Raw genomic sequence first — 20834 nt, 5'->3', positions numbered from 1 at the left:
GGGTCTCAGCCCATGACCTTGCCCGGCAACCACGTCACGAGGCCGGGGAAGGCGTACAAGAGGCCCAGCGCCGCGACGAGCAGCAGGAACATCGGCATGGCGGCGCGGGCCACATAGGGCAACTGGTGCCCGGTCATGCCCTGCAACACGAAGAGGTTGAAGCCGACGGGGGGCGTGATCTGCGCCATCTCGACCACCAGCACCAGGAAGATGCCGAACCACACCGGGTCGATGCCGGCGGCATGGACGATGGGCATCACGACTCCCATGGTCAGCACGATGATCGAGATGCCGTCCAGGAAGCAGCCGAGGACGATGTAGAAGACGGCCAGAGCCAGCAGCAGCATGAAGGGGGTGAGCCCCAGCGAGCCGATCCATTGCGCCAGGTGCCGGGGCAGCCCGATGTAGCCCATGGACAGCGTCAGGAACGCCGCGCCAGCGAGGATCAGCGCGATCATGCAGTACAGCCGCGTCGCGCCCATCAGCGACTCGCGGAAGGTGCGCCAGTTGAGCGAGCCTTGCGCGGCCGACAGCACGAGCGCGCCGAGCACGCCGACGCCGGCGGCCTCGGTCGCGGTGGCCCAGCCGAGGTAGATCGACCCGAGCACGGCCACGATGAGCGCCATCACTGGAATGAGGTGGCGCGAGGCGGTGAGCTTCTCGCGCAGCGTGGTGCGCCTCTCGGGTGCGGGGACCTGGTCGGGGTGCAGCAGGGCCCACACCATCAGGTAGCCCATCATCAGGCCGGCCACCAGCAGGCCGGGCAGGACGCCAGCAGCGAACAGCCGGGCGATCGAGACGTCGGCGGTCACGCCGTAGACGATCATGATGAGCGAAGGCGGGATCAGCAGCCCCAGCGTGCCGGCGCCGGCCAGCGAGCCGATCACCACCCGCTCGGGGTAGCCGCGGGCGAGCAGTTCCGGCAGCGACATCTTGCCCACCGTCGCGCAGGTGGCGGCACTCGAGCCCGAGACGGCCGCGAAGAGCGTGCAACCGAGCACGTTGGTGTGCAGCAGGCGACCGGGCAGGCGGTTCATCCAGGGCGCCAGGCCCTTGAACATGTCTTCCGACAGCTTGGTGCGAAAGAGGATCTCGCCCATCCAGATGAACAGGGGCAGCGCGGTCAGCGTCCACGACGAGGCCGAACCCCAGATGGTGACGGCCATCGCGTCGCCCGCGGGGCGGGCGCTGAACAGCTGCATCCCGATCCACGCGACGCCGGTGAGCGTGAGGCCGATCCACACCCCGCTGCCCAGGAGCAGGAACAGACTCACCACGAGCAAGGTGGTGACGAGCAGGTCGTTCATCGGGCGGGCCTCATTCGTGGAGCTTCAGCTCGCCCGACTCGCGGGCCCCGCGTCGGCCGCCCAGCTCCAGCCACCATTCGTCGAGAAAGGCGATGAAAAAGAGCACCGTGCCCACCGCCATGGACAGCTGTGGAATCCACAGGGGCGTCGCGTCGTTGCCGGTGGAGATGTCGTGGAACTCCCAGGACTGCCATGCCAGTCGCACGCTGTAGTAGGCGAAGGCGCCGGCGAGCACGAGGGCGGCCGTCAGGCACCACATCTCCAGGCCCCGCCGCGCCCGTGCACCGAGCGCGTTGAGCAGCAGCGTGACCCGGATGTGCTCGCCGCGCTTGAGCGTGTGGGCCAGCGCGAGGAACCCGGAAGCGGCCATGAAGTAGCCGGCATAGGCGTCCATGCCGCGCAGCGGCAGGCTGACGAAACGGTCCACGATGCTGCCGAGGACCATCGCCAGCGTGCCGATCATGCCGAGCGCCGCGAGCCAGGCGGCGCCGTCGTACAAGGCGTCGAGCAGCCGACGCATGTCACATCTTCTGGAAGGCCTCGACGATGGCCTTGCCTTCGGGGCCGGCCTTGTCCAGCCATTCCTTGAGCATGGGCTCGCCCACCACCTTGCGCATCTCGGTCTTCATCTGCGGCGACGGCTCGACGATGTTCATGCCGTTCTTCTTGAGCAGGTCGAGGTACTCCTGGTCCTTGGCGGCGGAAGTCTTCCAGCCGCGCTCCTCGGCGGCGGCCGCCGCCTTCAGGATGGCCTCCTGCGTGGGCTTGTCCAGGGCGTCGAAGGCCTTCTTGTTGACGATGACGGCGTTCTTGGGCAGCCAGGCCTGGGTGTTGTAGTAGTACTTGATGTGCTCGTAGGCCTTGCTGTCATAGCCGGTGGCGCCCGAGGTCATGAAGGACTCGACCACGCCGGTGGCCATGGCTTGCGACAGCTCGGCGGCTTGCACGGTGACCGGCTGGGCGCCCACGAGTTCGGCGATGCGCGCGGTGGACGGGCTGTATGCGCGCCACTTGCTGCCCTTGAGGTCTGCCAGGCTGTTGAGCGGCTTCTTCGAATAGATGCCTTGCGGCGGCCAGGCCACCGAGTAGAGCAGCATGATGCCCTGGTCGGCCAGCTTCTTTTGCAGCGCAGGCTTCTGCGCCTGGTACAGCTTGCGGGCCTCGGCATAGCTGGTGGCGAGGAAGGGCAGGGCGTCGAGGCCGAAGATCTGCCATTCGTTCTGATAGGCGGCGAGCAGGATCTCGCCCATCTGGGCTTGCGCACCCTGCACTGCGCGCTTGATCTCGGGTGCCTTGAAGAGCGAGCCGTTGGGATGCACCGTGATCTGCAGCTTGCCCCCTGTGGCCTGTTCGATGTCCTTGGCGAACTGCACCAGGTTCTCGGTGTGGAAGTTCGAGGCCGGATAGGCGGCTGGCAGGTCCCACTTGGTCTGGGCCTGCGCGCCGAGCGCGAGGCCGGCGAACAAGCCGGCCGCGACGATGTGCTTGGACATGGAATGAACCTCCGAATGGCAAGGGCGGACTGCAGCTGCGGTGAGGGACGCTGCGCGAGAACGGGGCCGGGCCCGTTCTCCCCACTTTAGGGAAGTGCCGACCAGGCGAGATCGGTGTTTTCCCGATATGCCGACATTTCGTCGACAAAACGTCGGCGATTGATCTACATTGCATTGAGTCGAGTCGCACCCCATGAACCGAAAATCCCGCCCCTCGCGCAAGGACGACGCGTCGCCGGAGGCCACCGCGCCGCGCATCGTCTCGTCGTCCCACCTCGTGTCCCCGCGCAGCCGCGAACTCAGCGAGTTCGAGTACGGTCTCATCGTCTCGAACAACGCGTTCTCGCGTTGGATCGTGCATTGCATGTCGGCGGCGGGCCTGCGCGAGCTGACGCCGCTGGACGTGCTGGTGTTGCACCACGTCAACCACCGCGCACGAGACAAGCGGCTGTCCGACATCTGCTTCATCATGAATGTCGAGGACACGCACCTCATCAACTACTCGCTCAAGAAGCTGCAGAACCTGGGGGTCGTGCAGTCGAGCCGCAGCGGCAAGGACGTGACCTATGCGACCACCGAGACGGGCCGGCAGTACGTCGAGCGCTATCGCGAGATCCGGGAAGCGTGCCTCATCAACGCGCTCAAGGCCGACGACGCGCTGAATCAGCAGATCGGCGAGCTGGCCCGACTGCTGCGCGTGCTGTCGGGCGTGTACGACCAGGCCGCGCGCGCGGCGGCGTCGCTGTGAGCGCCAGCACGAGCGCCGGTGCGATGGACCGCCCCTTGACCACATCCCCGGCCGGGAGACTTTCATGACCCTCGCCCTTGCCCGCTGGCAGTTCTGGATCGACCGCGGCGGCACCTTCACCGACATCGTCGGCAAGCGCCCGGACGGCACGCTCGTCACCGCGAAGCTGCTGTCCGACAACCCGGAGCAGTACCGCGACGCGGCGGTGGCCGGCATCCGCCAGCTGCTGGGCTTGGCGCCGGGAGAGCCGATCACGCCCGAGCAGGTCGAGTGCGTGAAGATGGGCACCACGGTGGCGACCAATGCGCTACTGGAGCGTAAAGGCGACCGCACCGTGCTCGTGACCACGCGCGGGTTCCGCGACGCGCTGCGCATCGCCTACCAGAACCGGCCCCGCCTGTTCGATCGCCACATCGTGCTGCCCGAGCTGCTCTACGAGCGCGTGATCGAGGCCGACGAGCGCATCGGCGCGCACGGCGAGGTGGTGCGGCCGCTCGCGCTGGAGCCGCTGCGCGAGGCGCTCGCGGCCGCACATGCCGAGGGCATTCGCGCCTGCGCCATCGTCTTCATGCACGGCTATCGCTACACCCGGCACGAGCGGCAGGTGGCGGCGCTGGCGCGCGAGCTGGGCTACACGCAGATCTCGGCCTCGCACGAGGTGAGCCCGCTGATGAAGTTCGTCTCCCGCGGCGACACCACCGTGGTCGATGCGTACCTGTCGCCCATCTTGCGGCGCTACGTCGAGCAGGTGGCGGCCGAGATGCCGGGCGTGCCGCTCTACTTCATGCAATCGAGCGGCGGCCTCACGGCGGCTGAGCAGTTCCAGGGCAAGGACGCCATCCTCTCGGGCCCTGCGGGCGGCATCGTCGGCATGGTGCGCACGGCCTTGGCGGGCGGGCACGACAAGGTCATCGGCTTCGACATGGGCGGCACCTCCACCGACGTGTCGCACTTCGCCGGCGAGTTCGAGCGGGCGTTCGAGACGCAGGTGGCCGGCGTGCGCATGCGAGCGCCGATGATGAGCATTCACACGGTGGCCGCGGGCGGCGGCTCGATCCTGCAGTTCGACGGTGCGCGTCTGCGCGTGGGGCCCGAGTCGGCGGGCGCGAACCCGGGCCCGGCGTGCTACCGCCGGGGCGGGCCGTTGACGACCACCGACGCGAACGTGATGCTCGGCAAGATCCAGCCGGAGTACTTCCCCCGCGTGTTCGGGCCGCACGCCGATGAGCCGCTCGACCGCGAGGTGGTGGAGCGCAAGTTCCGGGCCATGGCCGAGGAAGTGAGCCGCAAGTCGGGCCGCGCAGTCTCCCCCGAGGCGCTGGCGCAGGGCTTTCTCGAGATCGCGGTGGCCAACATGGCCAACGCGGTCAAGAAGATCTCGGTCGCGCGCGGCTATGACGTCACGCAGTACACGCTGCAGTGCTTCGGCGGCGCGGGCGGACAGCATGCGTGCCTCGTGGCCGATGCGCTGGGGATGACGCGCGTGTTCGTGCATCCGCTGGCCGGCGTGCTCTCGGCCTACGGCATGGGCTTGGCCGACCAGATCGCGATGCGCGAGGCCTCGGTGGAGCGCCGCCTCGACGACGAGGGGCTCGCCGCTGCGCGGGCGGCGATGGCCGGCATCGAGACCGAGGCGCGGCGCGAGATCGAGGCGCAAGGGTTCGGCGCCGACGCCGTGGTCGTGCACCGCCGCTTGCACGTGCGCTACGAGGGCACCGACACGGCGCTGGCCGTGCCCGCGGGGGAGGTGGAGGACGTGCGCAACGCCTTCGAAGCCGCATATCGCCTGCGGTTCGCCTTCCTGATGCCGGACAAGCCGCTCGTCATCGAGTCGGTCTCGGTGGAGGCGGTGGGGCCGGGCGAGGCGCTTCGCGAAGCCGAGCACACGGCCCAGGAGCATCGGCCGCAGGCCCATGCGACGGTGCGCATGTACAGCGACGGGGCCTGGCGTGACGCTGCGCTGTACCGGCGCGAAGAGCTGGTGCACGGCGCGGTGATCGACGGGCCGTCCATCATCGCCGAGCGCAATGCCACCACCGTCATCGAGCCGGGGTGGCGCGCGCGCCTGACCGCCCTTGATCACCTGGTGATCGAACGCGTGCAGCCGCGCCGCGCCCAGCAGGCCGTAGGGACGCAGGCCGATCCGGTGATGCTCGAGGTGTTCAACAACCTCTTCATGAACATCGCCGAGCAGATGGGCTTGCGCCTGCAGAACACGGCCTACTCGGTCAATATCAAAGAGCGGCTGGACTTCTCGTGCGCGCTGTTCGACCAGGAGGGCAACCTGATCGCCAACGCCCCGCACATGCCGGTCCATCTGGGCTCGATGAGCGAGTCGATCAAGACGGTGATCGCGCGCAACGCCGACATGCGGCCCGGCGACGTGTATGTGCTGAACGATCCCTACCACGGCGGCACGCATCTGCCCGACGTCACCGTCGTCACGCCCGTGTGGGACGAGGCGCGCTCGGAGGTGCTCTTCTACGTGGCCTCGCGCGGACATCACGCCGACATCGGCGGGATCACGCCGGGCTCGATGCCGCCGTTCTCGGCCACCATCGAGGAGGAGGGCGTGCTGCTGGACAACGTCAAGCTGGTCGAAGGCGGCCGCCTGCGGGAGGAGGCGTTGATGGCGCTGCTGCGCTCGGGCCCGTATCCGGCGCGCAATCCGCAGCAGAACCTCGCGGACCTGCGCGCGCAGATCGCCGCCAATGAGAAGGGGGTGCAGGAGCTGCACGCGATGGTGCGTCAGTTCGGCCTGGCGACGGTGCAGGCCTACATGAAGCACGTGCAGGACAACGCCGAGGAAAGCGTGCGCATGGCGATCGCGCGGCTCGACCCGGCGCTCTCGCGCGACGGGCGCTTCTCGCTGCCGCTGGACAACGGCGCGAAGATCGAAGTGGCCGTGCGCATCGACCGCGAGCAGCGCTCCGCGGTGGTGGACTTCACCGGCACCTCGGCGCAGCTGCCCGACAACTTCAATGCCCCGAAGGCGGTCACGATGGCCGCCGTGCTGTACGTCTTCCGCACGCTGGTCGATGACGAGATCCCGCTCAACGCAGGCTGTCTCAAGCCCATCGAAGTGATCGTGCCCGAAGGCTCGATGCTCAACCCGCGTCCGCCGGCGGCGGTGGTGGCGGGCAACGTCGAAGTCTCGACGTGCGTCACCAACGCGCTCTACGGCGCGCTCGGCGTCTTGGCCGGCTCGCAGCCGACGATGAACAACTTCACCTTCGGCAACGAGCGCTACCAGTACTACGAGACGATCGCGGGCGGCTCGGGCGCGGGCGTCGAGATCGGCCGCGACGGCCAAGGGCGCGGCTTCGACGGCACGAGCGTGGTGCAGACGCACATGACCAACTCGCGCCTCACCGACCCCGAGGTGCTGGAGTTCCGCTATCCGGTGCGGCTGGAGCGTTTCGAGATCCGGGCGGGCTCGGGCGGTGCCGGCCGCTGGCGGGGCGGCGACGGGGCCACGCGTGTGGTGCGCTTCCTCGAGCCGATGACCGCGTCCATCCTCTCCAATGGCCGGCGGCATCCGGCCTTCGGGCTGGCGGGCGGAGCGCCCGGCGCGCCCGGCCGCAACCACGTGCTGCGTGCCGACGGCTCGCGGGAGGACCTGGGGCACATCGGCTCGGTGCCGATGGCCGCGGGCGACTGCTTCGTGGTCGAAACGCCGGGAGGGGGCGGCTATGGGGCGCCCGCCCCCGGTGCGTGATGCTGGCGCTCAAGCTCGGCCTGGTGGCGCTGTCGGTGCTGCTCGCCTCGCTGGCGGCGCGCCGCTGGGGGCACGGCGTGGCGGGGACGCTGAGCGGGTTTCCGGTGATCGCGGCGCCGATCACGCTGTTCGTGCTGTGGCAGCAGCACGAAGCCCGCACCCGCGAGATCGCGTTGGCCACGCTCGTGTGTCTGCCGGCCACCGTCGCGCACCTCATGACGTTTGCCGCCGTCATCCGCGCTGGCGGGCGGTGGGCTGTGGCGCTCGTCGCCGCCAATGGGGCCTTTCTCGCGACGGGCGGCCTGTTGGTGGCGGCGGCATGGCCGGCCGGCCCCACCCTCGCGCTGGCGGCCGGCTCCCTCGTCGCAGGGGCCGTCGTGCTGCGCGGCATGGTGAGGCAGGCGCTCGCCGCGCGGGGGCCGCTCGAGCCGCCGGCCGGCTCCGCGGGCAACCCGGCGGTGCCGCGGGTCGAACTCGGCCTGCGGATCGCCGCTGCGGTGGCTGTCGCGGCGGCGGTGATGATGGCCGCCGAGTCGCTGCCCGCATGGGCGAGCGGGCTGTTGCTCGCCGTGCCGATCACCGGCAACGTGCTGCCGTGCTTCACGGCCCCGCGCTACGGCCCGGTGGCGGTCCTGGCCCTGCTCGCCGGGTTCGTGCAGGGCCTGTTCGGTTTCGCGACCTTCTTCGTCATGCTGTACGTCGCGCTGGCGGGGGTGCCGGCCGGGGTTTCGGCCCTGCTCGCGCTGACCGCTGCGGTCGTCGCGGCCCGCGTGTCCTACCGGTACTGGTCTCGCCCCGCGGGCCGGCCGCTCGCCGGGCGCGCACCGTAAGAGGCGCGCGGCGGCCGCATGCCCGTGCTCGGCGCGTGCGGCGCACTCGGCGGCCACCGGATGCAGCCGCGCCTGCGACCGCGCGCTGCCGTGGGTTCAGCGGGCCGTCTCGGGCAGCTCGATCTTCACCTCGAGCACCTCGAGGTTGTCCTGGCGCTCGAGGTGGACCTTGATGTCGTCGGGCTTGATCGACACGTACTTGGAGATCACCTCGACCAACTCGCGCTGGAGCTGCGGCAGGTAGTTGGGGCGGCTGTCGCGCCCCGAGCGCTCGTGCGCCAGGATGATCTGCAGCCGTTCCTTGGCGACGCTGGCGGTCTTCTTCTTCTCGCCCAGCAGGAAGGACAAGAGCGACATCGTTACCTCCCGCCGAAGAGTCGTTTGAAGAAGCTGGGCTTCTCGGCCTCGACGAAGCGCAGCGGACGCTCCTCGCCGAGGAAGCGGGCGACCACGTCCTTGTAGGCCTCGGAGACGTCCGTTCCCTTGAGGTGGATCGCCGGAATGCCCTGGTTGGACGCCTGCAGCACCGCCTCCGACTCGGGGATCACCCCGATGAGGGGGATGCGCAGGATGTCCTGGATGTCCTCGAGCGAGAGCATCTGCCCATCCTGCACCCGGTGCGGGTTGTAGCGGGTGATGAGCAGGTGCTCCTTGATCGGCTCCTTGCCCTCGATCGCGCGGCGGGTCTTGGAGCTCAGCATGCCGAGGATGCGGTCGGAATCGCGCACCGACGAGACCTCCGGGTTCGTCACGACGAGCGCTTCATCGGCGAAGTGCATGGCCATGAGGGCGCCGGTCTCGATGCCCGCCGGCGAGTCGCAGACGATGTACTCGAAGCCCATCTCCGCCAAGTCGTGGAGCACGCGCTCCACGCCTTCACGGGTGAGTGCTTCCTTGTCGCGCGTCTGCGAGGCGGGCAGGATGAACAGGTTCTCGCACTGCTTGTCCTTGATCAGTGCTTGGTGGAGGTTGGCCTCGCCGTGGATCACGTTGATGAGGTCGTACACCACGCGGCGTTCGCACCCCATGATGAGGTCCAGATTGCGCAGGCCGACGTCGAAGTCGATCACGGCGGTCTTGTGGCCTTGCAGCGCAAGGCCGGAGGCGAAGCTGGCGCTGGTCGTGGTCTTGCCCACGCCGCCCTTGCCGGAGGTCACCACGATGATCTTGGCCATCAGTTCAGGTCCTTTGCTGGAGTCGGTTCGGTCGGCGGACACGCTTCCGCCGGTCAGGAGAACTTGAGCGGTTCCATCAAGAGCTTCTCGCCCACCAGGCGCACCTGCGCCGGCTTGCCGGCCACTTCCTCGGGGATGGGCGTCTCGGTGGTGCGGTAGATGCCCGCGATCGCGATGAGCTCGGGCTCGAGGCAGGTCGTGAAGATGCGCGCCTCGGTGTTGCCGCGCGCACCGGCGATCGCGCGCCCGCGCAGCGGGGCGTACACGTGGATGTGGCCGTCGGCGATCACCTCGGCGCCGAAGTTGACGGCGGCCAGCACGACCAGGTCCCCTCCCTTGGCGTACACCTGTTGGCCCGAGCGCAGCGGCTTGTCCACCACCATCGCGGCCGTCGGCGCGGCGGGCGCCGGCACATGCTGGATGACCTCGCGCACCACCTCGCGCACCCGCTCCGGTGCACTGGGAATGACCTCGGAGGCCGGCACGAGACCAGCCGCGATCGCCGCCTCGCGCTGAGCCTCGGAGCCCCCGCGCACCGCCACGGGGGCCATCTTGTGCTCGCGCAGCAGGCGCAGCAGTTCCGCAAAGGCCGGCACCGCCTCGTCGGCCTCGACGCCGGCGAGATCGACGACCACCGGGTCGCCGTCGAAGAAGTCCGGCGCATCGCCCACCCGGCGGCGCAACTCCTCGGCCAGTTGCGCGAGGTCGCAGGTCTTGAGCTGGAAGGCGACCAGCGGGAGCGAGGCGCTCTTGATCTCGAAGGCGGAAGTGGTCGAGGCAGCGGCCATGGACTGCAGTACGTCAAAGCCGCGAAGTTTACCGGGCGGCGGGGCCGACCCGGTAAGCGGAGGTGGCGTCTTGCGCGCCGAGTGCGTGCCGGAGGTGGCGTTTGGCACGCAGTGGGCGTGCCGGAGGTGGCGTTTGGCACGCAGTGGGCGTGCAGGAGGAGGCGCGTTGCAGCGCCCGGGCTCAGGCCGAGGCCTCGGCCTCGCTCTCGCGCCGAAGTTCTTCGTCGGCCGCGCGCTCGGGCTCGAGCCGGCCGGCGCCGCAGGCCCAGGCGATGCGTGCGCGGTCGAGGGCCGCCGCGCTGGGCAGCGCCGGGCGCCGCGCCAAGAGCCGGGCGGCGTAGCGCTCGATCCATTCGCCGCGTTGCAGGACGTCGTCCATCTCAGATCCTTCCTGAGTTCATTGTGACGAGCCCCAAGAGCCCGACTTGTATCCAGGCCTAACGTGCCGCAGCCGCGCCTCGCGTTACAAACCGGGGTGGGCGTGCGGGGCTCGACCGGCCCCGGGCATGCCACGTGCAGACGGCCGCCGCCATGGCGGCGCACGCCGGACGGACGTTCCGGCGCAACGAGGACTTAGGAGGTGTAGCTGATGTTCGAACCCATCGCCCAGGCCCTGGGCTCGCTCGGTATCGTCGTCGAGCCCGGGGTGGGCCACGAAGCGTTGCTGGGGTCGTCCCTGGTGATCATCGCCGGCGCGCTGCTCGGCGAGGCGGTGTTCCGCTTTCTCGGCCTGCCGCGCATCGTCGGCTATTCGCTCGCCGGCCTCGGCATGGCCCTCACCGGCCACGGCGTGGCCACGGGCTCCATGGTCGGCACGCTGCGGCTGGTGGTCGACCTCGCGTTGGCGTTGTTGCTCTTCGAGCTGGGCGCAAGGGTGCGGCTGCGCTGGCTGCGGATCAACCCCTTCCTGCTCGTCACCAGCCTCGCCGAGTCGCTGCTCACCTTCGTCGCGGTGTACTTCGCGATGCGCTACTTCGGCCTGGACGCTCCTTCATCCGCGGCGTTGGCCGTGTTGGCCATCCCCGCGTCGCCGGCGGTGATCTCGCGCGTCGCCTCGGAGCTGGGCGCAGAAGGGCAAGTCACCGAGCGCGTGACGATGATGGCCGCGTTGAACACGCTCTACGGAGTCTTCGCAGCACGCTTGCTCACCGCCTGGCTCGACCTGGACCAAGGGCAGAATCCGGTGAGCGCGGTGGTCGAGCCGCTGTACGTGCTGGTCGGCTCGTTCCTGATCGCGGGGCTGCTGGGCTACGGCGTCGCGCGCGTGGCGCGCAAGCTCGATCTGCGCAACGAGAACTCGACCCTGCTGCTCCTCGGCCTCATTGCACTGGCGCTGGCGCTCACCAAGGTGCTGGGCTTGTCCACGCTCTTGGTGCCGTTGATGGCCGGCCTGTGGCTGCGCAACACGACGGAGCGTCCCTGGGTGTGGCCCCGCCACTTCGGCACCGCCGGAGGTGTGCTGGTGCTGCTGCTCTTCGTGATCGTCGGCTCCTCGTGGTCGGTCGAGGGGCTCGCGGTGGGGGGTGGCCTCGCGCTGGTGGCGATGCTCGCGCGCTTCGCCGCCAAGGGCGTCGCGGTCCTGTCGCTCGGCTGGTTCAGCGGGCAGTCGTGGCGCCAGGGCATCGGCCTCACGCTCGCGCTCACACCCTTGTCGGCCACCGCGCTGGTGATGTACGCCGACCTGCAGGCTTCGCATGCCGGCTTTGCCGCGCAGCTGGCCCCCGTGGCCTTCAGCGCGATCGCGATGATGGAACTGATCGGTGCGCTGGCCGTGCTGCTGGCCCTGCGCGGCGCCGGCGAGATCGCGGCGCGGCGCACCTGAACCCCTAGACAGGAGGAAAGCCTCTCATGGCGCTCGAAGCCTTCTCGACGTCCCAGCCGCTCACGCTCGGTGTGGAGCTGGAGCTGGCCATCGTCAACACGCACGATTACGACCTCACCCCCAGCGCCGCCGACCTGCTGCGGCTGATGGCGCGCCGCAAGATCCCCGGCGATGTGAAGCCCGAGATGACCGACAGCATGATCGAGCTGTCCACCGGCGTGTGCACGAGCCACGACGACGCCCTCGCGCAGCTCACGCAGATCCGCGATGCGCTGGTCGAATGCGCCCGCCTCCTCAACGTCGGCTTGTCGGGCGGCGGCACACACCCGTTCCAGGACTGGAGCGAGCGGCGCATCTTCAACACGCCGCGCTTCCACATGCTGTCCGAGCTGTACGGGTACCTGTCCAAGCAGTTCACCATCTTCGGCCAGCACGTGCACGTGGGCTGCCCCGGCCCGGACGAGGCGCTGGTGCTGCTGCACGGCCTGTCGCGCTTCATCCCGCATTTCATCGCGTTGTCCGCCTCCAGCCCGTACGTGCAGGGCACCGACACCGGCTTCCACTCGGCGCGGCTCAACTCGGTGTTCGCCTTTCCCCTCTCGGGGCGCGCACCGTTCGTCACCACATGGGACGATTTCGGCACCTTCTTCGAGAAGATGACGCGCACCGGCGTCGTCAAGAGCATGAAGGACTTCTACTGGGACATCCGGCCCAAGCCCGAGTACGGCACGATCGAGGTGCGGGTGCTCGACACCCCGTTGACCATCGAGAAGGCGGCCGCGCTGGCCGCGTACATCCAGTGCGTCGCGAGCTGGCTCACCCGCGAGCGACCTTTCGAGCTGGCCGAGGACGACTACCTCGTCTACACGTTCAACCGCTTCCAGGCGTGCCGCTTCGGCCCGGAGGGCACCTTCGTCGATCCCAAGACCGGCGAGCATCGCGTGCTGCGCGACGACATCCTCTACACGATGGGGCAGATCGAACAGCATGCGATCGAGCTGAAGGCCGACGACGCCCTGCGCTACCTGCGCGGCGAGCTGCTGCGCCTTGGCAATGACGCCACCTGGGCGCGGCAGACCTACGCACGCGAGCACCTGCTCGCGGAGGTGGTGCGCCAGCAGTGCCTGCGCTGGAGCGGGGAGCTCGTCGTCTGAGTCAGTCGCCCGGGGAAACCCGGGGCCGACGGGGGAGGAGGTGTTGCGGCGGCGCTGCCAAATGGCGGGCGCCAGCCCCTCGGCGGGCCAGCTTGGTGATTTATTCGGGATTTCTGAGGTGAAAATGGCGGCTTCGTGACATTTTCCTGACAGGAGCCTCATGTCCACTCTCAGCTTTCCCATGAACTCGCTGTGGCAGCGCGCTGCCATGCTCATGGCCGGCCTGGTGCTGGCCGCCTGCGGCAAGCAGGAGCCGCCGGCTCCTGCGCCCGCTCCGGCCACCGAGGCCTCCGCCCCGGCCCCGGCGCCCGCACCCGCCAAGGTGTATGTCGTCGGCACCGACGCCGCCTATGCCCCGTTCGAGTCCCAGAACCAAAAGGGCGAAATCGTCGGCTTCGACATCGACGTGGTCAACGCCATCGCCCAGAAGGCCGGCTTCGAGGTGAAGTTCGTCAACACCCCGTGGGAAGGCATCTTCAACAGCCTGCAGCAGGGCGACCGTGATTTCCTCGTCTCGGCGATCACCATCACCGACGAGCGCAAGCAGACGATGGACTTCTCCAACCCGTACTTCGACGCGCATCAGCTGATCGCCGTGCGCGAGAACTCCAAGGTCACCAAGTTCGAAGACCTGAAGAAGCTCAAGGTCGGCGTGCAGACCGGCACCACCGGCGATGAGGTCGTGACCAAGCTGCAGGGCAAGAACAGCACCACCATCAAGCGCTTCGAGTCCACTCCGCTCGCCCTCAAGGAGCTGGAGGCTGGCGGCGTCGATGCGGTGGTGGCCGACAACGGGGTGATCGAGAACTACGTGGCCAACAACCCGCAGTCCAAGTTCAAGACGGTCAACGATGCGAGCTTCACCCCCGAGCAGTACGGCATCGCCGTGCGCAAGGGCAACACCGAGCTGCTGGAGAAGATCAACCAGGGCCTGGCGGCCATCAAGGCCGACGGCACCTACGACCAGATCTACGGCAAGTACTTCGGGGCCAAGAAGGCCGACGCCGCCGCGGCGGCCGCCTCCGGCGCCTCCAAGTGATCTCCTGATCGACTGGTAAGGACTGCCTCGTGGATTTGCGTTGGGACATCCTTTCCGGCTACGTGCCGTTGTTCGTGGCCGGGCTGTGGATGACCCTCAAGCTCACGTTCGTGGCCATCACCGCCGGCTTGGCGCTGGGGCTTTTGCTTGGGCTCGTCAGCAGCTCGCGCACCGCTCCGCCGCCCAAGTCGGTGTGGGGCCGGGCGCTGCTCAAGCCGGCACAGTGGATCACGATCGGCTACGTCGCGTTCTTTCGCGGCACACCGCTGTTCGTGCAGATCCTGCTGGTGCATTTCGCGCTGATGCCGACGCTGATCCATCCGGATCACGGCCTGCTGCTGCAGGGGCAAGCCGCGATGTCGTTCCGACAGGAGCACGGCGCGTTCTTCTCCGGGGCTCTCGCCCTCACGCTCAATGCCGGGGCGTACATCTCGGAGATCTTCCGCGCCGGCATCCAGTCGATCCACGTGGGCCAGACCCAGGCGGCCTACAGCCTGGGTCTGACGCACGGGCAGAGCATGCGCTTCGTCATCCTGCCGCAAGCGTTCCGCCGCATGGTGCCGCCGCTGGTGAACGAAGCCGTCACGCTGATCAAGGACTCGTCGCTGGTCTCGGCGATCGGCCTGGCCGAACTCGCGCTCGCCGCGCGCACGGTGGCCGGCGCCTACTCCCGCTACTGGGAGCCGTACCTGACGATCTCGGCGATCTACCTGGTGCTCACGCTGGTGCTGTCGCTGCTGGCCAAGCGGCTGGAGGCGCCTGCCCACCTGCGCGGGCGCTGAGACCCTGCTCCGGCGGCCCGGGCGCGGGGCCTGCACCCTGTTCCAAGCCGGCCTGCGGGCCGGCTTTTTCATGCCCTCTCCCGAGGTGGCGTGCCCGGACGCACGCGGGGCGCGGCGGGTGCTGGAGGCGACCACCGTGGCCCGCAGCAGCCCTTGAAAGCGGGGGAGACCGCCCCCATCTCACGCGCGCCTCATCACATCTTTCAGCCTTTGCGCCATGGAAAAGAAAACCCTGTCCTTCCAGGCCGAGGTGAAGCAGCTGCTGCACCTCGTCGCTCATTCGCTCTACTCCAACAAGGAGATCTTCCTGCGCGAGCTGATCTCCAATGCGTCGGACGCCTGCGACAAGCTGCGCTTCGAGGCGCTGAACCGCAACGACCTCTACGAAGACCAGCCCAACCTCGAGATCCACGTCACCTTCGACAAGGCGGCACGCACCATCATCGTCAGCGACAATGGCATCGGCCTGTCGGCCGAAGAAGCCATCGCCAACCTGGGCACCATCGCCAAGAGCGGCACCCGGGAGTTCATGGACAAGCTCTCCGGCGACCAGCAGAAGGACGCCCAGCTCATCGGCCAATTCGGCGTGGGCTTCTACAGCGGCTTCATCGTGGCCGACCGCATCACGGTCGAGTCGCGCCGCGCCGGCCTCGAGCCCGAGGAGGGCGTGCGCTGGAGCAGCGACGGCACCGGCGACTTCGAGGTCGAGACCATCACGCGCGAGCGGCGCGGCACCGACGTCATCTTGCATCTGCGCGAGAGCGAGACCGACTTCCTCAACCGCTGGCGCCTGAAGTCCATCATCTCGCGCTACTCCGACCACATCTCGCTGCCCATCCTGATGCGCAAGGAGGAGTGGGACAAGGACAAGGGCGAGTACGTCCTGAAAGACGAGTGGGAGACGGTCAACCAGGCCGCGGCCCTGTGGACCCGCCCCAAGGGCGAGATCACCGAGGAGCAGTACCACGAGTTCTACAAGCAGATCAGCTACGACACCGAGGCGCCGCTCGCCTACACGCACAACCGGGTCGAGGGGCGCACCGAGTACACGCAGCTGCTCTACATCCCGGCCAAGGCGCCCTTCGACTTGTGGAACCGCGACAAGCGCGGCGGCGTCAAGCTCTACGTCAAGCGGGTCTTCATCATGGACGACGCCGAGGCGCTCATGCCGGTGTATCTGCGCTTCGTCAAGGGCGTGGTCGACTCGGCCGACCTGCCGCTCAACGTCTCGCGCGAGTTGCTGCAGGAAAGCCGCGACGTCAAGGCCATCCGTGAAGGCTGCACCAAGCGCGTGCTGTCCATGCTGGAGGACCTGGCCGAGAACCAGAAGGACAAGTACGCGCAGTTCTGGACAGAGTTCGGCGCGGTGCTCAAGGAGGGCGTCGGCGAGGATCACGCCAACCGCGAGCGCATCGCCAAGCTGCTGCGCTTTGCCTCCACGCAGGCCGACGAAGGCGTGTCGCTGGCCGACTATGTCTCGCGCATGAAGGACGGTCAGGAAGCGATCTACTACATCACCGCCGACACGCTCGCGGCCGCCAAGAACAGCCCGCAGCTCGAGATCTTTCGCAAGAAGGGGATCGAGGTCCTGCTGCTGACAGACCGCGTCGACGAATGGATGCTGACGTACCTCTACGAGTTCGACGGCAAGCCGCTGCAAAGCGTCGCCAAGGGCGCGGTGGATCTGGGCAAACTCCAGGACGAGGAAGAGAAGAAGAAGGCCGAACAAGCGGCCGAGGCGTTCAAGCCGGTGCTCGAGCGCCTGAAGGAGGTGCTCAAGGACAAGGCCAAGGACGTGCGCGTGACGACCCGCCTGGTGGATTCGCCCGCCTGCCTCGTGACCGAGGAGGGCGAGATGAGCGGGCACCTGGCGCGTCTGCTCAAGCAGGCCGGCCAGAAGGCGCCCGGCGTCAAGCCCGTGCTGGAGGTCAACGCCGAGCACCCGCTCGTGCGCAAGCTGGAAGGCAACGACCGCTTCGAGGATCTGGCGCACATCCTGTTCGACCAGGCGCTGCTGGCCGAAGGCGGTCAGCTCGACGACCCGGCCGCTTACGTCAGGCGGATCAACACGCTGCTCGTCTCCTGAGCGGACCCGGAAAAAAAGCCGCCCTCGGGCGGCTTTTCGATGTGTCGTCTGGCGACGTGTCAGGAGGCTCAGTCGCGACGCTGACGGCGGCGTGCCATGAAGCCCATGGCGCCCAGACCTGCGAGCATCAGCGCGTAGGTCTCGGGTTCGGGGATCGGCACCAGGCTGATGCCCACGACGAGGTCGTCGTAGTCGGCGTCGTAGATGTGGCCGTCGTTGAAGCCCAGGATGAAGTCATACTGGCCGAAGGCCGGATTGCCGCTGGCCACCGCCTTGCCGTCTACCACCGTGTAGGTGGCATAGCCCGACGAAGGACCCCCGTTGGGCACCGTCTCACCGTCCGTCACGTCCTTGAACAGGAAGCTCAGCAGGCCGGCGCCGACGTTCGTCGTGAACGACGAGCCCACGGTGGTGGACTTGTTGTCGATGACGAGCTCGCCGAAGCTCAGCGTGTTGTGGTGCCAAGCGTCGTCCTTGCCCAGGAACGTGATGCTCAACGTGCCGCCGACGCCTGCATCGAGCAGGCCGTTGAGGATGCCGCTCGACAGCGTGCCGGTGAAGGTCGCGGGGGTGCCGTTGTAGCCGGTGAAGCCCGACGGATCAGGTCCCGAGACCGACAGTTGCGCGCTGGCTGCCGTGGTCATCGCGGCGAGCCCGAGCGCGAGTAGGTGTTTTTTCATGCAGTTCCTCCTGAAGATGAAAACCCATGGTTGGGCACGTTATGCGTGGGGCAGGAGGAGCGTATGAGGAGCGAGCGGGCCCTTCAGCCCTCGGTTCGGGGGGCGGGGGTGATTGCCCCCGGGCATTGCGATTGCTGCAACGCTTACAGAAGCGAGCTCCACTCGTCCATGGCGTCGCACTGATCCCTCAAGCGCGAGGTCTGCTCGGCCCAGTAGTTCGAGGAGCCGAACCAGGGAAAGGCGGCGGGAAACGCCGGATCTTCCCAACGACGGGCGAGCCAGGCGCTGTGATGCAGGATGCGCAGCGTGCGCAGCGCTTCGACCAGGTGCCATTGGCCCCGATCGAGTTCGCTGAAATGTTCGTAACCCCTCCACACATGCGAAAGTTGCATTCGCATGCCATTCGCGTTGCCCGACAACAACATCCACAGGTCCTGCATGGGAGGGCCATTGCGGGCATCGTCGAGGTCGACGAAGTGCGGGCCCGCCTGCGTCCACAGCAGGTTGCCGCGGTGCACGTCACCGTGCAGGCGCACTGCGCGCCCGGGGCCGGCCTGCTCGAAGCACCGCTGCACCCGCTCCAGGGCGCGCTCGGCCGCCGCCCGCCACGCCGGCTGCGCGTCGGGCGGCACGATGTCGTGGGCCAACAGCCAATCGCGCGGCTCGACGCCGAAGGTCTGTATGTCCAGGCTCGGGCGTGCCACGAAGGGGCGCCTGCGTCCCACCGCGTGCAGCCGTCCCAGGAAGCGACCGATCCACTCCAGCGTGGCCGGGTCCTCCAGGTCCGGCTCGCGCCCGCCCCGGTACGGGCTCACGCTGAACCGGAAGCCCGCGTGGCGGGCGAGCGTGCCGGTGCTGCCCAGGTCCAACGGCGCGACCACCGGCACCTCGGCCTGCACGAGCTCGTGCGCAAAAGCGTGCTCCTCCAGGATCTGGTCGTCGCTCCACCGATCCGGGCGGTAGAACTTGGCCACCACGCGGCTGCCGTCTTCCAGCCACACCTGGAAGACGCGGTTCTCATACGAGTTGAGCTGGAGCAGGCGGCCGTCGCCGCGCAGCCCGACACCGTCGAGCGCGTCGAGCACGACGTCGGGCGTCAGGGCCTCGAAAGGATGGGCGGAAGAGTGCATTGCGCCATGTTAGGCCCGCGATCGCGCGGGCGGCTCAGGCGGCCCCTCTCACTCGCTGGCCGGCCGTCCGAGCCGGGCGAGCTGGCGCCGCACCTCGCCAATGGCCTCCATCAGCCGGCCCAGCCGCTGCGCGTTGCGCTTGAGGCCGTAATCGACTTCGGCGGCCTGGCTTTCGACCAGCTCCTCGACGCGGGTGGCCAGCGTCTCGGGGGGCAGTCTCAAGTAGGCTTCGGCCTCGCCGCCGTCGCGCTCGACGGTGGCACCCGCATTGCGCGCGATGCGCAGCATGGCGGTGTTCTCGCTGAGCGCGTGGATGTAGAGCGTGTCGATGCGCCGGTTGCGCGCATGCATCACCGCCCGATCGAAGAGGCGCGCGCCGTAGCCGCGGCCGCGGGCGTGCTTGGCCACCGAAACGCCGAACTCCGCCATCGACGGTCCGCCTGCGCGGGCCGGAAGGTAGGCGAGGTGGGCGATCGCGATCAGCTCGAGCCGGCGGTTGAAGATGCCGAACACCTCGTCGCGCTGGAAGTCCAGCGAGGCGACGTACTTCTCGATCTGCGCGTCGGTGGCCTGGTAACCGAACCGCAGGTAGCGGTCGTGCGGGTCCAGGGCCAGCAGGTGGGCCAGGATGCGGCTGCGATGCCGGGGCGCGAGCGAACGGATCGGCACCCACGACCAGCCCGCATCCTGCGGGGCGCGGCCCGAGGCGCGGGGGCGCTCGTGGCGCCCGACGCCGAATCGGGGTTGTGCAAGGATGTCGCCGGGAAATCCCATGTCGATCGCCTCGAAGGCTCCATGCCTAGGGTTAACCCTAATGATACCCGAAGGGGTCCCCCGGCGTACCGGATCGCCGTTACATGCCTGCCGCAATCGTGCAGTCGCTCACGCCGAGCGCGCGTTGGCGCGGCAAGAGGCCCGATTGCTGCGGCAAGCATGCGCCCGCTATAATCGCCGGCTTCCCCGCCATCGGCTTCGGGGAGGGGTGCGCGCACCTTGGCAGTGGGGGCTTGGAATCCAAGCCCGCCTCTATGCCGAGCTGCGGTGCGCATCCCCGGTGCCTGAGAGGCTGCCCTCAGAAGCAGCACCGACCGCACCGCCGCGTCTTTCGGGTCGCAAAGCCGGTTCACTTTCCTCCAGGACTCTACGCATGAAAACCTTCAGCGCCAAGCCGGCCGAGGTGCAGCGTGAGTGGTATGTGATCGATGCCACCGACAAGGTGCTCGGACGAGTGGCCAGCGAAGTCGCTCTCCGCCTGCGTGGCAAGCACAAGGCCATCTACACGCCCCACGTCGACACCGGCGACTTCATCATCGTCGTCAACGCCGACAAGATCCGCGTCACCGGCAACAAGGCCGAAGACAAGGTCTACTACCGCCATTCCGGCTACCCGGGCGGGATCTACGCGACCAAGTTCAAGGACATGCAGGCCAAGCATCCCGGCCGCGCGCTCGAGAAGGCGGTCAAGGGCATGCTGCCGAAGGGCCCCCTCGGCTATGCGATGTTCAAGAAGCTGAAGGTGTATGCCGGTGCCTCGCACCCGCACACCGCCCAGCAGCCCAAGACGCTGGAAATCTAAGGAGCGGCGATGATCGGCAATTGGAACTACGGCACCGGCCGCCGCAAGTCGTCGGTGGCGCGGGTGTTCATCAAGAAGGGCACCGGCCAGATCGTGGTCAACGGCAAGCCCGTGGAGCAGTACTTCGGTCGTCAGACCTCGATCATGGTCGTCAAGCAGCCGCTGGTCCTCACGGGCCACGAGGGGGCGTTCGACATCAAGGTCAACGTCCACGGCGGTGGCGAGTCGGGCCAGGCGGGCGCGGTGCGCCACGGCATCACCCGTGCGCTGATCGACTACGACGCCGGGCTCAAGCCCCAACTGAGCCAGGCCGGCTTCGTCACCCGCGATGCCCGTGAGGTCGAGCGCAAGAAGGTGGGTCTGCACAAGGCCCGTCGCCGCAAGCAGTTCAGCAAGCGCTGACGCTCCGGCGCCCCAGGGCGGGCCGTCCCGGGTGGGTTCGGCTCGCGCCCTCGGCGAGTCGCTCGTTTCGGCTCGTGCCCGGATTTCGAAAGCCGCCTTCGGGC

Annotated in this window: 20 protein-coding genes; 10 read left to right on the top strand and 10 right to left on the bottom strand. The window is 68.3% G+C overall.

Going from position 1 to position 20834, the window contains the following annotated elements; translation table 11 throughout:
• Nucleotides 1-5: 5 nt before the first annotated feature.
• From OMP39_RS13345 to OMP39_RS13335, 3 genes are read right to left on the bottom strand one after another with little or no spacing between them, the layout of a single operon-like run.
• The gene (locus tag OMP39_RS13345; RefSeq protein ID WP_264892227.1) at nt 6-1307 is read right to left on the bottom strand and encodes a TRAP transporter large permease; all 1302 of its coding nucleotides are present in this window, start codon (nt 1305-1307) and stop codon (nt 6-8) included.
• A 10-nt stretch (nt 1308-1317) separates the two neighbouring features.
• On the bottom strand, nt 1318-1827 hold the full coding sequence (locus tag OMP39_RS13340) for a TRAP transporter small permease (protein WP_264892226.1): 510 nt from the start codon (nt 1825-1827) through the stop codon (nt 1318-1320).
• Between the two features lies 1 nt (nt 1828).
• The gene (locus tag OMP39_RS13335; protein WP_264892224.1) at nt 1829-2800 is read right to left on the bottom strand and encodes a TRAP transporter substrate-binding protein; all 972 of its coding nucleotides are present in this window, start codon (nt 2798-2800) and stop codon (nt 1829-1831) included.
• Between the two features lie 193 nt (nt 2801-2993).
• Between OMP39_RS13335 and OMP39_RS13330 the strand changes: the two genes are divergently transcribed.
• From OMP39_RS13330 to OMP39_RS13320, 3 genes are all read left to right on the top strand, one after another.
• Nucleotides 2994-3548: a winged helix DNA-binding protein gene (locus tag OMP39_RS13330; RefSeq protein WP_264892223.1), complete on the top strand. Its 555-nt coding sequence runs from the start codon at nt 2994-2996 to the stop codon at nt 3546-3548.
• Nucleotides 3549-3612: 64 nt separating this feature from the next.
• Entirely contained in the window at nt 3613-7266 is a 3654-nt protein-coding gene (locus OMP39_RS13325) for a hydantoinase B/oxoprolinase family protein (RefSeq protein ID WP_264892222.1), read from the top strand.
• A complete protein-coding gene (locus OMP39_RS13320; RefSeq protein ID WP_264892221.1) occupies nt 7266-8096 on the top strand; it encodes a hypothetical protein in 831 nt (276 codons plus the stop codon). The genes OMP39_RS13325 and OMP39_RS13320 overlap by 1 nt, the downstream gene beginning before the upstream one ends.
• Before the next feature lie 96 nt (nt 8097-8192).
• Here OMP39_RS13320 and minE read toward each other — a convergent pair whose 3' ends face one another.
• The 4 genes from minE to OMP39_RS13300 all read right to left on the bottom strand — a co-directional run bounded on the left by minE (nt 8193) and on the right by OMP39_RS13300 (nt 10438).
• Entirely contained in the window at nt 8193-8453 is a 261-nt protein-coding gene (gene minE, locus OMP39_RS13315; protein WP_264892220.1) for a cell division topological specificity factor MinE, read from the bottom strand.
• A gap of 2 nt (nt 8454-8455) precedes the next feature.
• A complete protein-coding gene (minD, locus tag OMP39_RS13310) occupies nt 8456-9271 on the bottom strand; it encodes a septum site-determining protein MinD (protein ID WP_264892219.1) in 816 nt (271 codons plus the stop codon).
• Between the two features lie 53 nt (nt 9272-9324).
• A complete protein-coding gene (gene minC / locus OMP39_RS13305; protein WP_264892218.1) occupies nt 9325-10059 on the bottom strand; it encodes a septum site-determining protein MinC in 735 nt (244 codons plus the stop codon).
• A gap of 181 nt (nt 10060-10240) precedes the next feature.
• Nucleotides 10241-10438, bottom strand: a complete 198-nt coding sequence (locus OMP39_RS13300) for a hypothetical protein (protein ID WP_264892216.1) — start codon at nt 10436-10438, stop codon at nt 10241-10243.
• 210 nt (nt 10439-10648) lie between these two features.
• Between OMP39_RS13300 and OMP39_RS13295 the strand changes: the two genes are divergently transcribed.
• The 5 genes from OMP39_RS13295 to htpG all read left to right on the top strand — a co-directional run bounded on the left by OMP39_RS13295 (nt 10649) and on the right by htpG (nt 16942).
• Nucleotides 10649-11881: a cation:proton antiporter gene (locus tag OMP39_RS13295; protein WP_264892215.1), complete on the top strand. Its 1233-nt coding sequence runs from the start codon at nt 10649-10651 to the stop codon at nt 11879-11881.
• A 26-nt stretch (nt 11882-11907) separates the two neighbouring features.
• Nucleotides 11908-13035 (top strand): YbdK family carboxylate-amine ligase, encoded by a 1128-nt coding sequence (locus tag OMP39_RS13290; RefSeq protein WP_264892214.1) that lies wholly within the window; start codon nt 11908-11910, stop codon nt 13033-13035.
• A gap of 160 nt (nt 13036-13195) precedes the next feature.
• Nucleotides 13196-14074 carry a basic amino acid ABC transporter substrate-binding protein gene (locus tag OMP39_RS13285; protein ID WP_264892212.1) on the top strand — a complete coding sequence of 293 codons (879 nt, stop codon included), beginning with the start codon at nt 13196-13198 and terminating at the stop codon, nt 14072-14074.
• Between the two features lie 29 nt (nt 14075-14103).
• A complete protein-coding gene (locus tag OMP39_RS13280) occupies nt 14104-14856 on the top strand; it encodes an amino acid ABC transporter permease (protein ID WP_264892211.1) in 753 nt (250 codons plus the stop codon).
• Nucleotides 14857-15073: 217 nt separating this feature from the next.
• Entirely contained in the window at nt 15074-16942 is a 1869-nt protein-coding gene (gene htpG, locus OMP39_RS13275) for a molecular chaperone HtpG (RefSeq protein ID WP_264892210.1), read from the top strand.
• A gap of 68 nt (nt 16943-17010) precedes the next feature.
• Here htpG and OMP39_RS13270 read toward each other — a convergent pair whose 3' ends face one another.
• The 3 genes from OMP39_RS13270 to OMP39_RS13260 form a co-directional block, all read right to left on the bottom strand.
• On the bottom strand, nt 17011-17622 hold the full coding sequence (locus tag OMP39_RS13270; protein ID WP_264892209.1) for a PEP-CTERM sorting domain-containing protein: 612 nt from the start codon (nt 17620-17622) through the stop codon (nt 17011-17013).
• A gap of 143 nt (nt 17623-17765) precedes the next feature.
• Nucleotides 17766-18752, bottom strand: a complete 987-nt coding sequence (locus OMP39_RS13265; RefSeq protein WP_264892208.1) for a serine/threonine protein kinase — start codon at nt 18750-18752, stop codon at nt 17766-17768.
• A 48-nt stretch (nt 18753-18800) separates the two neighbouring features.
• Complete coding sequence (locus OMP39_RS13260) at nt 18801-19526, bottom strand: GNAT family N-acetyltransferase (RefSeq protein ID WP_264892207.1); 726 nt, start codon at nt 19524-19526, stop codon at nt 18801-18803.
• A gap of 373 nt (nt 19527-19899) precedes the next feature.
• On the opposite strand from OMP39_RS13260, the gene rplM reads away from it, so the two are divergent.
• Together rplM and rpsI are read left to right on the top strand one after the other, a co-directional pair.
• Nucleotides 19900-20328, top strand: a complete 429-nt coding sequence (gene rplM, locus OMP39_RS13255; RefSeq protein ID WP_264892205.1) for a 50S ribosomal protein L13 — start codon at nt 19900-19902, stop codon at nt 20326-20328.
• A gap of 9 nt (nt 20329-20337) precedes the next feature.
• On the top strand, nt 20338-20730 hold the full coding sequence (rpsI, locus tag OMP39_RS13250) for a 30S ribosomal protein S9 (protein ID WP_264892203.1): 393 nt from the start codon (nt 20338-20340) through the stop codon (nt 20728-20730).
• Nucleotides 20731-20834 lie beyond the last annotated feature (104 nt).

The organism is Schlegelella aquatica, assembly GCF_026013905.1.
GTDB classification, from domain to species: Bacteria; Pseudomonadota; Gammaproteobacteria; order Burkholderiales; family Burkholderiaceae_C; genus Caldimonas; species Caldimonas aquatica.
The sequence above is the reverse complement of the archived record's forward strand: the minus strand, read 5'-3'. Positions and strand labels throughout refer to the sequence as shown.